The sequence below is a fragment of the uncultured Aggregatibacter sp. genome, assembly GCF_938046485.1.
Taxonomy (GTDB): domain Bacteria; phylum Pseudomonadota; class Gammaproteobacteria; order Enterobacterales; family Pasteurellaceae; genus Aggregatibacter.
This window is the reverse complement of record NZ_CALIWN010000066.1, coordinates 1-12,742: the sequence shown is the minus strand read 5'-3', so window position 1 is coordinate 12,742 and position 12,742 is coordinate 1. Positions and strand designations below refer to the sequence as shown.

The following is a 12,742-nucleotide window of genomic DNA, read 5'->3' as shown; positions in this document are numbered from 1 at the left end:
TTATTTAACCCTTTCGGGCATTCACGATTTCGTGCAACAAGTTGCACGCTACAATTCTTATATGACAAAAAGGTGCATGACGCACCTTTTTATTTGCCTTTGATTTAAGTATTTAAGTGCGGTCAATTTTCGAGGTGAATTTCATTTTTGTGTTTCACAATCACCATATGATGATCCGCAAATTTCTGCGCAAGCGTTTGGATTGATTGTCCATTTGGCAACAGAAGATGCGGGGCGATCTCGACCAATGGAATGATCACAAACTCGCGCTGATGCATATCATAATGCGGCACGATAAGGCGTTCAGACTGAATAATGTGATCAGCGTAAAGCAGAATATCCAAATCTAATGTACGCTCTCCCCAACGGCGCAAACGAACACGCCCTTGTTCATGTTCAATGCGTTGCAATTCATCCAACAATGCCAGCGGCGCAAGTGAGGTTTCCAAACAGGCAACCGCATTCACATAATCCGGCTGATCTTGTGGCCCAAGTGGCTTACTTTGATAAAAAGAACTCACCGCCGTTAATCTTGAATCAGAAAGCTCATTTAACGCCTGCAATGCGGCTGTCAGTTGCGCCTGAGGATGATCAAGATTACTCCCTAAGGCAATATACACCTTATTCATGACTCACCTTTTTCGCAGAATGATGTCGCTTACGACGATGATATTTCCGTTTTTTAGGCTGACTCGGTAACTCTTTTACCAAATCTTGTCGTTGGCTTTCGTTGCTAAATTGGTATTCATGCCACCATGCCGCCAATTCCACCGCTTCACCACCCTCAATTTCTGCGCGTATAACCAATAAATCAAAGCCGGCACGGAATTTTGCTTGCTCAATGGCACGTTGTACAGATTTTGGCGTACGTTTTAAAAACTGTAATTGCAATAACCAAATTTCACGAATAACGGCCGTATGGCGACGCGGTACGGCTAAACTTTTACACAATTGCTCAAGTACATCATTTGAGGCTAACGCATAAGCATCGTAATTATTCAGCCCCCCTTCATTTTTTAACACCTCAACCCGTTCGCGTAAGGGATACCAAAAAAAGGCGGCAAATAAAAATGCCGGATTGATGGGGAGTTTGTCCGCCACGCGCTCATCCGTTGAAGTTAGCGCACGCAAAATCATTTTTTCCGTCATGCTATCTTCATACTCGGTAAAATAGGGCGTTAATAATGGGAAAAGTGGCTCAAACAAACCGTATTGACGTAATAGCCGATAAGTTTTGACACCGTAGCCACTTTGCAATAGCTTCAAGCTTTCTTCAAATAAACGTGCCGGTGGAATATTTTTGAGCAAATGGGCAAGGGATTTAATCGGCGCATCACTGGGTTTATCCAAGAACATATCCAATTTCGCCATAAAGCGAATAGAACGCAACATCCGCACCGGATCTTCCTGATAACGGGTAACCGGATCACCAATTAAACGCAACTTTCCATTTTTTAAATCGTCAATGCCGTTGAAATAATCTTTCAACGTGTTGTCTTGTGGATTGTAATACAGCGCGTTTACGCTGAAATCACGGCGTTCCGCATCTTGCTCTAAGGTGCCATACACATTGTCACGTAACAGCATGCCCTCTTCGCTTTGCTTGGCAAGTTTCTCATTATGATGCTCCGCATGGCCGGCGCGAAATGTCGCCACTTCAATAATCTCACGACCAAACATCACGTGCGCCAAACGGAAACGTCGCCCAACCAAACGGCATTGACGTTGAAAAACCGCTTGAATTTGTTCCGGACGCGCATTGGTCGCCACATCAAAATCTTTTGGTTTTTTACCCAACAATAAGTCACGCAAACAACCGCCGACCACATAGGCTTCATACCCTTGGCGTTGTAATTTTTCCACCACCGTTAATGCATTACGATTAAACATGCGCGGCGTAATGCCATGCACGGATGCCTTAATACTATGTTTGCAATCTGTTTTAGGGGTATTTCTTTTATTGTGGGATGAACCCTGAACCTTGTTTTTTACAGGTTCAGTCACTGTGATAGAGGGTCTTTTAGGTGAGGTTTTAACATCATGTTGAGTAGCCGAATGTTTTTGGCTTTTCTTACTCAAAAGATTTTTAATATAGGTAAAAATAAGACATCTCCGTTTATCAGAAAATAACGTGAAAGTGCGGTCGAAAAATAAGGTGTTTTTTGACCGCACTTTTATCTGTTTTGAGTCGAATTAACCGACCATTTGTTTTTCGCGAATTTCCGCTAAGGTTTTACAGTCGATACACAAATCTGCCGTTGGGCGCGCCTCTAAGCGTTTAATCCCGATTTCTACGCCACAAGATTCGCAATAACCAAAATCGTCGTTATCTAATTTTTTTAAGGTACTTTCGATTTTTTTCATTAATTTACGCTCACGATCGCGAGTACGCAATTCCAAGCTAAATTCCTCTTCTTGCGTTGCTCTATCAGAGGGATCCGGAAAATTAGACGCCTCATCTTGCATATGCGCGACAGTTCGAGACGCTTCATCTCTAATTTGATCATGCCAAGCTTGAAGGATTTTTCTGAAATGCAGCACTTGCTGCTCATTCATATACTCTTCGCCTTTTTTCTCTTTGTACGGCTCAACACCGGCTAACGCTAATAAGCTCAAAGACGCTTTACTCATTTGTATCTCCTAATAAAAAACGCATCCATTTAACACGTCTAAAACGCCACTTATCTGTGTTGCTTTTGCGGATTATCAAAGTAACACCAAAATTAAAACAGACCCTAGTTTTTGAAAGGCGTAATAAATAACAGAACTTCCTCAAATGATCAAATAAATTTACGTTTCATTTCATCGTTTTTACCTTAATTTTTCTAAATTTGCGATCTTGCACGCATTATTGATTCACCGGTTTATCTCGCACCTCGGTTTTCTTTCATATTACGCCTTGAGTTAAATAATAAAGTGCGGTTAAAAACGTGACTATTTCATTGGATAAATTCGCCGGTTGCCTGATTTTCAGCGGATTAACACTGCTCGTTTTACCGGATAATTGGCTTTTATCATGGGAAATGGGTGCCTATATCGCATTTCCGATATTACTTATAATGTTACTGTGTTATCGCCTTAAATTAACGCGTTTATCCACCTTCCTTGCCTATTGTTTATTGTGTTTAGGGCAACTGATTTATGTGCATTACCCTGCCCTGTCACTTCTTCAACAAGCGGATAATATCGCCCATCTGCCGACCCCCCTTCACACCGAATTCACCGTGCAAGAAATATTACATCAACAAGATTTTCAAACACTGGTCATTGTCGCCAAACTCGCTGAGCATTTGCCGGAACAGCGAATTTATGCGCAATGGAAAGCGCCACACAAAGTAAAAATTGGTGAGCGCTATGCAGGAGATTTACGTCTGCGCCCCCTTTCTTCTCGTTTAAATATGCACGGCTTTGATCGCCAACAATGGTACTTTAGTAAACGCATCACTGCGTGGGCAGAAGTGAAAAGTGCGGTCAAAATAGATCACGTTTTTTCATGGAGGCAAAACGCACTTCATCATGCGCTCAAGCAAACAGAACTGTTATCTCAACAAGGGTTATTATTAGCGCTTGGTTTTGGCGAACGGGCATGGCTTAAAAACGCCACATGGCAAATTTATCAAAAAACTAACACAGCGCACTTGATCGCGATTTCAGGATTACATATCGGCTTGGCGATGATGTTAGGCTTTGCCTTGGCACGCTTACTCCAATTTACGTTTCCAACCCATTACATCACCCCAACCTTTCCGATTTTCTGCGGCTTCATGTTAGCCCTGCTTTATAGTCAACTTGCAGGTCTGGCAATCCCCACGCTACGCGCCATCATTGCCCTCGCTTTGCTCTACGCTATTCAGCATTTAAGACTGCATTGGACGGTGTGGCAACTGTTATTACGAGTGGTCGCACTACTGATTTTTATCGATCCGCTCATGTTGCTTTCCACCAGTTTTTGGCTATCCGTGGGCGCGGTCACCTGTTTGATTATTTGGTATCAATGTTTCCCACTCTCCTTATTACACTGGCGCGGCAAACCACTCACGAGTTCCCCTTGGCGAAAAGTGCGGTACGTTTTCGGTTTATTTCATTTGCAACTCGGTTTGCTTTGGTTATTCACGCCGATTCAATTGTTCTTTTTTAACGGCATTTCCTTAAACAGTTTTATTGCCAATCTTATTGCCGTGCCACTTTATAGCTTCATTTTAGTGCCGTTGGTGCTGTTTGCTGTGCTCACACAAGGCAGTTGGAACACCTGGTGGCTTGCCAATGATCTGGCAGAAAAAATCACCGCACTTTTAGCCCCGTTGCAGGATCATTGGCTGGCTATTTCTCTTCCCCACAGTTTATGGATTACGCTTGTTTTAACCTGTCTGTTTTTAGGTTTACTGCATTACGTTTATAAACCCCAGAAACCCCTTTCTTCTACATTGGAATTAGCAAAACTCACTCGTTTAAAGGGATTTCACCTCGCTGCTGAACGCACATTGAGTTTGCCGTTACAAAAGGCAATTTACGGGTTAGGTTGCGGATTGATTGTTTTTTGCAGTACTACATTAGCGCACCACTACCTTTCCCGCCCAAATTGGCAATTGGATACCTTAGATGTCGGCCAAGGGTTAGCCACCTTGATCGTGAAAGATGGCAAAGGCGTGCTATACGACACCGGCTCAAGTTGGGAAAGCGGCAGTATGGCGCAGTTAGAAATTCTGCCTTATTTACAGCGACACGGCATTCAGTTGGAATGGCTGATTTTAAGCCATGATGACAACGATCATTCGGGCGGTGCTCGCGCGATGTTGGCCGCTTATCCCGACATTCAACTGACCACCGCGTCGCAAAAACGCTATGGCGAAAAAAACACAGCAGAAAACGACCGCACTTTTTGCCTTGCCGGCAAACAATGGGCATGGCAGGGCTTGCGCTTAACCGTACTCTCCCCCGATAACATCGTGCCCCGTGCGGAAAATCCCGATTCCTGTACGCTGCTCTTAACTGACGGCAAACACAATATTTTACTGACAGGCGATGCCGATCTCAGCGTGGAATACAACATTTTACCCAAGCTAGATAAAATCCACATACTACAAGTGGGACACCACGGCAGTAAAACCTCGACAGGAGAGGCATTAGTGCGCCACATTCAACCAGATATTGCGCTAATTTCCAGTAGCCGTTGGAATCCTTGGCATTTTCCCCATCAAACGGTTGTTGACCGATTAACACAACATCATGCTCAACTTTATAACACGGCAGAAGACGGACAAATCCGCTTATTATTTGAAAAAAATGACATCAAAATTCAAACGGCACGGGCGGAATTTTCGCCATGGTATCGCAGATTAATTGGCTTGAAGGGCAAATAAAGGTACAATGCGCCATTATTTTTGACCCAACGACAGATATTATGACGCAAGATCAAGATCTTTCTACCCTGCAAACCTTCAAACGATTATGGCCGACCATTAGCCCTTATAAAACCGGTCTTATTGCCGCCGGCATTGCATTGGTGCTCAATGCGTTAACCGATTCCGGTTTAATTTTCTTACTTAAACCCTTGTTAGATGAAGGCTTTGGCAAGGCAGATGCCTATTTCTTACAGCAAATGTCGGTTTTTGTGGTATTGCTGATCATTTTTCGCGGTATTTCCGGTTTTATTTCTAACTATTGTTTAGCGTGGGTATCCGGCAAAGTGGTGATGACCATGCGTCGCCGTTTATTTAAACACTTAATGTTTATGCCGGTCGGTTTTTTTGATAAAAATGCGACCGGAAAACTGCTTTCCCGCATCACTTATGATTCTGAGGTGATCGCCAACGCCTCTTCAGGTTCCTTGGTGACCATTGTGCGCGAAGGCGTATATTTGATTTCCCTATTGGGCATCATGCTTTATACCAGCTGGCAACTGTCGGTTGTGTTGCTGATTATCGGCCCGATTATTGGCGTGTTGATCAGTTTAGTGTCGAAGAAATTCCGTAATCTTAGCCGTAATATGCAAAACTCCATGGGTGATTTAACCTCCACCACAGAGCAAATGTTAAAAGGGCATAAAGTGGTGCTGTCTTTCGGCGGGCAAGTTATCGAGGAAGAACGCTTCAATCAAGTGAGCAACGATATGCGCCGTAAAGGCATGAAAATGGCGGCGGCCGATGCCATTGCCGATCCTGTTGTGCAAATCATTGCCTCCTTTGCCCTTGCCGCCGTGTTATACCTCGCGAGTTTTCCTTCTATCATGGATCAAAACTTAAGTGCGGGCACATTTACCGTTGTTTTCTCTTCCATGCTTGCCTTAATGCGCCCGTTAAAATCCTTAACGAACGTCAACGCCCAATTCCAACGCGGTATGGCAGCCTGTCAAACCTTGTTCGGCATTTTGGATATGGAAACGGAAAAAGATACCGGCACGCATAAAGCAGACAATGTGAAAGGCGACCTTGAATTTAAAAATGTCACCTTTCGCTATGAGGGCAAAGAAGAACTTGCCTTGGATAATATTTCTTTCCACATTCCTCATGGCAAAACGGTGGCATTGGTGGGGCGTTCCGGTTCCGGTAAATCTACCATCGCGAATTTAGTGACCCGCTTCTATGATGTGACTCAAGGTGAAATTCTATTAGACGGCGTGAATATTCAAGATTATCGCCTATCGGATTTACGCGAAAATTGCGCCGTTGTCTCCCAACAAGTGCACTTATTCAACGATACCATCGCCAATAACATCGCTTATGCAGCGAAAGATAAATATAGCCGTGAAGAAATCATCAACGCAGCAAAAGCGGCTCATGCCATGGAATTTATCGACCATTTAGAAAATGGTTTAGATACCGTTATCGGCGAAAATGGCGCCAGCTTATCCGGCGGTCAACGCCAACGTTTAGCTATTGCCCGTGCGTTATTGCGTAATTCACCGGTGTTAATTTTAGATGAAGCGACCTCCGCTTTAGATACGGAATCCGAGCGTGCGATTCAAGCCGCATTGGAAGAAATTCAAAAAGATCGTACCGTTTTGGTGATCGCGCATCGTTTATCCACCATTGAAAAAGCGGACGAAATTCTTGTCATTGAAAACGGACAAATTAAAGAACACGGCAACCACCAAGCCCTATTGGCACAAGGCGGTGCATATAAACAATTACACAGCATGCAGTTCAGTCAATAATTAACCTAAGGAGAAAGTATGCAGTTTTGGTATTCCCGTTCGTGGATCACATGGCTACTCTGCCCTTTCTCCTTGTTATTTTGGCTGATTAGTACTCTTCGTCGAGCGCTCTTTCGCTTTCATGTCTTAACATCCTATCGCGCACCAGTTCCCGTTGTGGTCGTTGGTAATTTGTCTGTGGGCGGAAACGGAAAAACACCTGCGGTGATTTGGTTAGTTGAGGAATTCCGCAAGTGCGGTCTGAATGTTGGGGTGATTTCCCGTGGTTATGGTAGCCAAACGAAAACCTATCCTTTGTTGGTTACGCCGAGCAGTGATCCGGTGCAAGCCGGTGATGAGCCGGTTTTAATTGCCACACGGACCCAAGCCCCGGTTTGCATTTCCCCTAATCGTCAACAAGCCATCGAATGTCTATTACAACATGCGCCTTGTGATGTCATCATTAGCGATGACGGCTTACAACACTACAAATTACAGCGTGATATTGAAATTGTGATCATGGATGCTCAGCGTGGTCTAGGCAACGGTTTCTTGTTGCCGGCAGGCCCGTTACGCGAATTGCCAAGCCGTTTACAATCCGTCGATTTCATTATTACCAACGGTGCAAAAAATCAATACAGCGATGCGGTGATGTACTTAAAACCACAATACGCCGTCAATTTGGTGACCAATGTGCGACGTCCGTTAAATGAGTTTAACCACGCCACGGCTATTGCCGGCATCGGCAATCCGCCACGCTTTTTTGCAATGTTAGAACAACAGGGAATCACCTTAAGCGAAACCCAAGCCTTCCAAGATCATCAGGCTTTTACCGCCTCTTTGTTTGATAAATTCGATAAAAATCAACCGCTCTTCATGACCGAAAAAGATGCGGTGAAGTGTCTCGCCTTTGCGCAAGAAAATTGGTGGTATGTGCCGGTAACCACGGAAATCCAAGGGACTAAAATGCAGCAACTGATTCAAAAAATCGTGCAAAAGTGCGGTCCAAAATCAAAGTAAAATACCATGAACAAACAATTATTGGATATCCTGGCTTGCCCAACTTGCCATGGACATTTGGAATACGATGAGCAACATCAACGTTTAATTTGCCGCGTTGAAAAGCTTGCCTACCCGATCAAAAACGGTATTCCGATATTATTAGCAGAACAGGCAGAAACATTAAGCCAATCAGAGGAACAATAACATGACCCAATTCACCGTAATCATTCCCGCCCGTTACGCCTCCAGCCGTCTGCCGGGCAAACCGTTAGCAGACATTGCCGGCAAACCGATGATTCAACATGTTTTTGAACAAGCTAAGCAATCCGGCGCCAGCCGAATCATTATCGCGACCGACAATGAACAGGTGGCAACCGCGGCTAAAAATTTTGGTGCGGAAGTGTGCATGACGGCAGAAAGCCACAACTCCGGCACAGAACGCTTGGCGGAAGTGGTTGAAAAACTGGTGATTCCCGACAACGAAATCATCGTAAACATTCAAGGCGATGAACCGCTTATTCCGCCGGCGATCGTCAAACAAGTGGCAGAAAATCTCGCTAAATACCCTGTCAACATGGCAAGCCTTGCGGTTAATATCGACGAGCCTGAAGAATTATTTAATCCCAACGTGGTGAAAGTGCTAACGGATAAAGACGGCTATGTGCTTTATTTCTCTCGCGCCGTGATTCCTTGGGATCGCGATCAATTTGCGCAAATGAACGACGTAGCAAAATTGCAACTGAACACACAATACCTACGCCATATTGGGATTTATGCTTATCGCGCCGGTTTCATAAAACAATATGTGCAATGGCAACCGACCGCATTAGAACACATCGAAAAACTGGAACAGTTACGCGTGCTTTGGAACGGCGAAAAAATTCATGTAGAACTCGCCAAAGAAGTGCCGACTGTGGGTGTGGATACCGCCGAAGATTTGGAAAAAGTGCGGTCGATTTTAGCGAAGAAATCGCATTAAAGAAGACATCCCCCTCTTTAGAAAAGAGGGGCTGGGGGAGATTTGACAGACGGAATTAACGGAAAAAATAATGTATTTCTCAACGCAATTAAGTAATTTACAATTTTGTGTTGCTATCAGGAATAACAAATCTCCCCTAACCCCTCTTTACTAAAGAGGGGAATTTGCTTTAAAAAAGCAAAGACGATAATGTTTAAAATCATTTCAATATAAAATCCAACTTAATTATTCATGATGACTTTTGACGCCAAAAAATTCCTCGCTAACGTACCGCACTTACCGGGCGTTTATCGTATGTATGACGATAGCAACACGGTGATTTATGTAGGCAAGGCGAAAGATCTGAAAAAACGCTTATCCAGTTATTTTCGTAAGCAGTTAAACAGCAAAAAAACGGAAGCATTGGTGGCGTCAATTCATCATATTGAAACCACGATTACCACCTCGGAAACAGAAGCACTCCTGCTTGAGCACAATTACATCAAAACCTATCAACCGCGTTATAACGTGTTGCTACGGGATGATAAATCCTATCCATATATTTTATTAACCAAAGAAACGCATCCTCGTATTACGTCTTATCGCGGCTCGAAAAAAATCCAGGGGGAATATTTCGGCCCTTATCCCAATGCCGGCGCAGTGCGTGAGACCTTGTCTTTGTTGCAAAAACTGTTCCCTATTCGGCAATGTGAAAACTCCGTGTATAACAACCGCTCTCGCCCTTGTTTGCAATATCAAATCGGGCGTTGCCTTGCCCCCTGCGTAAAAGGTTATGTGACAGACGAAGCCTATGCGCAGCAGGTAAATTTTGCCCGCTTGTTCTTACAGGGCAAAGATCAACAAGTGTTGGATCATTTAGTCAAACAAATGGAACAGGCAAGTCAGCAACTGAATTTTGAAGAGGCGGCACGGATTCGCGATCAAATTCAGGCGGTGCGCGCGGTAATTGAAAAACAATTTGTCGCCAACGATCGCCATGATGATATTGATATTATCGCCATCGCCTACCAACTTGGTGTGGCTTGCGTTCAGGTGTTGTTTATACGTCAAGGTAAGATTTTAGGAAATCGTAGCTACTTCCCGAAAGTACCAAGCAATACCAATCTGGCAGAACTCACTGAAACCTTTGTTGGGCAATTTTATTTACAGGCACACCAAGGCAGAACCATTCCGAACACCATTATCGTGGATCAAAAACTGGAAGAAAAAGCGGATTTGGAAGTTTTGTTAAGCGACCAAGCGGGGCGAAAAGTTACCATTCAAGATCATGCCAAAGGCGATAAAAGCAAATACCTACAGCTGGCCCAAATGAATGCCAAAGCAGCATTGGTCACCAAATTAAAACAATCTACCTTGCAACATGATCGCTATGCCGCCCTGCAGGAGTTACTCGGCATTGATGTTATCAAACGCATGGAATGTTTTGACATCAGCCACACCATGGGCGAACAAACCATTGCTTCCTGCGTGGTGTTCAATCAAGACGGACCGCTAAAATCCGATTACCGTCGTTTTAACATCAGCGGCATCACCAAAGGCGATGACTACGCTGCCATGGAACAGGCACTGTTAAAACGCTACGACAAAGATCTAGAAGAAGACAAAATCCCCGACATTATTTTTATTGACGGCGGCAAAGGGCAACTCAATCGTGCATTACAGGTGTTTGAAAATCTCAAGGTAAAATGGAATAAAAACCGACCGCACTTAATTGGTGTTGCCAAAGGCGTCGATCGTCGTGCCGGCTTGGAAACCCTAATTTTAAGCAAATGGGACAAAGAATTGCATTTACCATCGGACAGCCTCGCGCTCCATTTAATCCAACATATCCGCGATGAAAGCCACAATCACGCCATCAGCGGACACCGTAAGAAACGCCAACAACATTTCACCCAAAGCGGCTTAGAAAGCATCGAAGGCGTAGGCGCCAAACGCCGCCAAGCGCTCCTCAAATACCTCGGCGGCTTACAAGGCGTTAAAAACGCCACCCTCGATGAAATTGCCTCCGTCCCCGGCATTTCAAAAGCCCTGGCAGAAAAGATTTTTGAGACGTTGCAGCATTAAGACTTGCCACGCAAAATAAAGAATGATTTGCTAAAAAGATAATTTTTATGCAAAATCCGTTTATATTTATCTTGCTGGAATTCGTATGCTTAACAAACCTAACTCGCTTCTACAGGCGTTTAAAGACTTATTGCGTCAAGAAAAATTCGGCTCGCAGAGCGAAATTGTGACTGAATTGCAAAAACTCGGATTTCATTCGATCAATCAATCGAAAGTCTCCCGAATGCTCACCAAAGTCGGGGCGGTACGCACGCGTAATACTCGCATGGAAATGGTGTATTGCCTTCCCACTGATCTCACCGTGCCACAAGCCGCCAGTTCACTGAAAGATTTGGTGTTGGATATTGATCATAACAATATGTTGATTGTGATTCATACCAGCCCCGGCGCGGCACAACTCATTGCTCGTTTATTGGATTCGATCAGCAAAGCCGAAGGTATTTTAGGCAATATTGCCGGGGACGATACCATTTTTGTCACCCCAACCCGCGATACCGACATTCATCGATTATTTGCCAAAATACAGGCATTATTTGATCATTCAAATGAATCCATTTAGACGCTTATGAGAATTCTTATTACCGGTGCAACCGGCTTTATTGGCACAGCCCTCGTGCCGCAACTTTTGGCGCGAAATCATCACCTCACCGCATTCGTGCGCGATATTTCAACTGCGCAAGCCAAACTCCCCTCTTCTCCCAATATCGAATACATTAATACGCTAGATTATTTTCAACATTTAGATCAGTTTGATGCCGTCATTAATCTGGCCGGTGAACCGATTTTTCACCGTCGTTGGACGGATGAACAAAAACGCCGCCTAAAAGACAGTCGCGTTGCTTTAACGCAACAACTCGCGGACTTAATTAATCGCAGTACGACACCACCTTGTTTTATCTCCGGTTCCGCGACCGGTTATTATGGCGATGGTCAAGAGCAGGTTTTACATGAGGGAAGCGCACCGGCAACAAACTTTATCGGTGAATTATGCCAAGCTTGGGAAGCAGCGGCATTACAGGCTCGCACGCGCGTTTGTATTATGCGAACCGGCATGGTCCTTGGCAAACAAGGCGGGGCATTGGCTAAAATGCTGCCGCTCTATTCTTGTTGTCTCGGTGCGAAACTAGGTTCCGGGCAGCAATATTGGGCGTGGATCGCCCTTGAGGATATGGTAAACGCGATGTTATTTTTACTCGAACAGGATGCTTGCCAAGGCGTATTTAATCTCGTTGCGCCACACGCCATTCGTCAAAAAGACTTTCACACTATGCTAGGACGTGCGATCAAACGTCCTCAACAGCCCTTTGCCGCACCGGCATTGATGTTGAAATGTCTTCTTGGGGAACGCGCCTCGCTATTACTGGACAGCCAGCATATTCAGCCTCAACATTTACTTGCGCAAGGCTTTCAATTCCGCTATCCGACATTGTCATCTTATTTGCCTGACCTGATTTAAGTGTTGCTTCAAACGTCATGGTGGGTATTTATGGTCGCACAGTGGAAATTATCTCATTCCGTCAGAATACGCGGATCCTATTGTAGCGTGCAACTTGTTGCACGAAATC

At 44.5% G+C, this 12,742-nt stretch carries 11 protein-coding genes; 8 read left to right on the top strand and 3 right to left on the bottom strand.

What is annotated here, in order from left to right:
• Positions 1–122: 122 nt before the first annotated feature.
• From folK to dksA, 3 genes are all read right to left on the bottom strand, one after another.
• The gene (folK, locus tag Q0203_RS08165) at positions 123–629 is read right to left on the bottom strand and encodes a 2-amino-4-hydroxy-6-hydroxymethyldihydropteridine diphosphokinase (protein ID WP_297931328.1); all 507 of its coding nucleotides are present in this window, start codon (positions 627–629) and stop codon (positions 123–125) included.
• Positions 622–2,079 carry a polynucleotide adenylyltransferase PcnB gene (gene pcnB, locus Q0203_RS08160; RefSeq protein ID WP_297931326.1) on the bottom strand — a complete coding sequence of 486 codons (1,458 nt, stop codon included), beginning with the start codon at positions 2,077–2,079 and terminating at the stop codon, positions 622–624. Before pcnB ends, folK begins: the two co-directional genes overlap by 8 nt.
• 114 nt (positions 2,080–2,193) lie before the next feature.
• On the bottom strand, positions 2,194–2,631 hold the full coding sequence (gene dksA / locus Q0203_RS08155) for an RNA polymerase-binding protein DksA (protein ID WP_021615370.1): 438 nt from the start codon (positions 2,629–2,631) through the stop codon (positions 2,194–2,196).
• Between the two features lie 299 nt (positions 2,632–2,930).
• Between dksA and Q0203_RS08150 the strand changes: the two genes are divergently transcribed.
• The 8 genes from Q0203_RS08150 to Q0203_RS08115 all read left to right on the top strand — a co-directional run bounded on the left by Q0203_RS08150 (position 2,931) and on the right by Q0203_RS08115 (position 12,633).
• Complete coding sequence (locus tag Q0203_RS08150) at positions 2,931–5,360, top strand: DNA internalization-related competence protein ComEC/Rec2 (RefSeq protein WP_297931321.1); 2,430 nt, start codon at positions 2,931–2,933, stop codon at positions 5,358–5,360.
• A 41-nt stretch (positions 5,361–5,401) separates the two neighbouring features.
• Positions 5,402–7,153 (top strand): lipid A ABC transporter ATP-binding protein/permease MsbA, encoded by a 1,752-nt coding sequence (gene msbA, locus Q0203_RS08145; protein WP_297931416.1) that lies wholly within the window; start codon positions 5,402–5,404, stop codon positions 7,151–7,153.
• A gap of 18 nt (positions 7,154–7,171) precedes the next feature.
• Positions 7,172–8,152: a tetraacyldisaccharide 4'-kinase gene (gene lpxK / locus Q0203_RS08140; protein ID WP_297931316.1), complete on the top strand. Its 981-nt coding sequence runs from the start codon at positions 7,172–7,174 to the stop codon at positions 8,150–8,152.
• Positions 8,153–8,158: 6 nt separating this feature from the next.
• Positions 8,159–8,338, top strand: coding sequence for a Trm112 family protein (locus Q0203_RS08135; protein WP_109858931.1), 180 nt, complete (start codon positions 8,159–8,161; stop codon positions 8,336–8,338).
• A 1-nt stretch (position 8,339) separates the two neighbouring features.
• Positions 8,340–9,113, top strand: a complete 774-nt coding sequence (gene kdsB / locus Q0203_RS08130; RefSeq protein ID WP_297931310.1) for a 3-deoxy-manno-octulosonate cytidylyltransferase — start codon at positions 8,340–8,342, stop codon at positions 9,111–9,113.
• 234 nt (positions 9,114–9,347) lie between these two features.
• A complete protein-coding gene (gene uvrC / locus Q0203_RS08125) occupies positions 9,348–11,177 on the top strand; it encodes an excinuclease ABC subunit UvrC (protein WP_297931414.1) in 1,830 nt (609 codons plus the stop codon).
• An 85-nt stretch (positions 11,178–11,262) separates the two neighbouring features.
• Positions 11,263–11,736 (top strand): transcriptional regulator ArgR, encoded by a 474-nt coding sequence (gene argR, locus Q0203_RS08120; RefSeq protein WP_297931306.1) that lies wholly within the window; start codon positions 11,263–11,265, stop codon positions 11,734–11,736.
• Positions 11,737–11,742: 6 nt separating this feature from the next.
• Entirely contained in the window at positions 11,743–12,633 is an 891-nt protein-coding gene (locus Q0203_RS08115; RefSeq protein WP_297931303.1) for a TIGR01777 family oxidoreductase, read from the top strand.
• Positions 12,634–12,742 lie beyond the last annotated feature (109 nt).

Coding starts and splice junctions, on each gene's coding strand:
- folK (WP_297931328.1), bottom strand. CDS start 629: ATGAATAAGGTGTATATTGCCTTAGGGAGTAATCTTGATCATCCTCAG.
- dksA (WP_021615370.1), bottom strand. CDS start 2,631: ATGAGTAAAGCGTCTTTGAGCTTATTAGCGTTAGCCGGTGTTGAGCCG.
- msbA (WP_297931416.1), top strand. CDS start 5,402: ATGACGCAAGATCAAGATCTTTCTACCCTGCAAACCTTCAAACGATTA.
- lpxK (WP_297931316.1), top strand. CDS start 7,172: ATGCAGTTTTGGTATTCCCGTTCGTGGATCACATGGCTACTCTGCCCT.
- Q0203_RS08135 (WP_109858931.1), top strand. CDS start 8,159: ATGAACAAACAATTATTGGATATCCTGGCTTGCCCAACTTGCCATGGA.
- kdsB (WP_297931310.1), top strand. CDS start 8,340: ATGACCCAATTCACCGTAATCATTCCCGCCCGTTACGCCTCCAGCCGT.
- uvrC (WP_297931414.1), top strand. CDS start 9,348: ATGACTTTTGACGCCAAAAAATTCCTCGCTAACGTACCGCACTTACCG.
- argR (WP_297931306.1), top strand. CDS start 11,263: ATGCTTAACAAACCTAACTCGCTTCTACAGGCGTTTAAAGACTTATTG.
- Q0203_RS08115 (WP_297931303.1), top strand. CDS start 11,743: ATGAGAATTCTTATTACCGGTGCAACCGGCTTTATTGGCACAGCCCTC.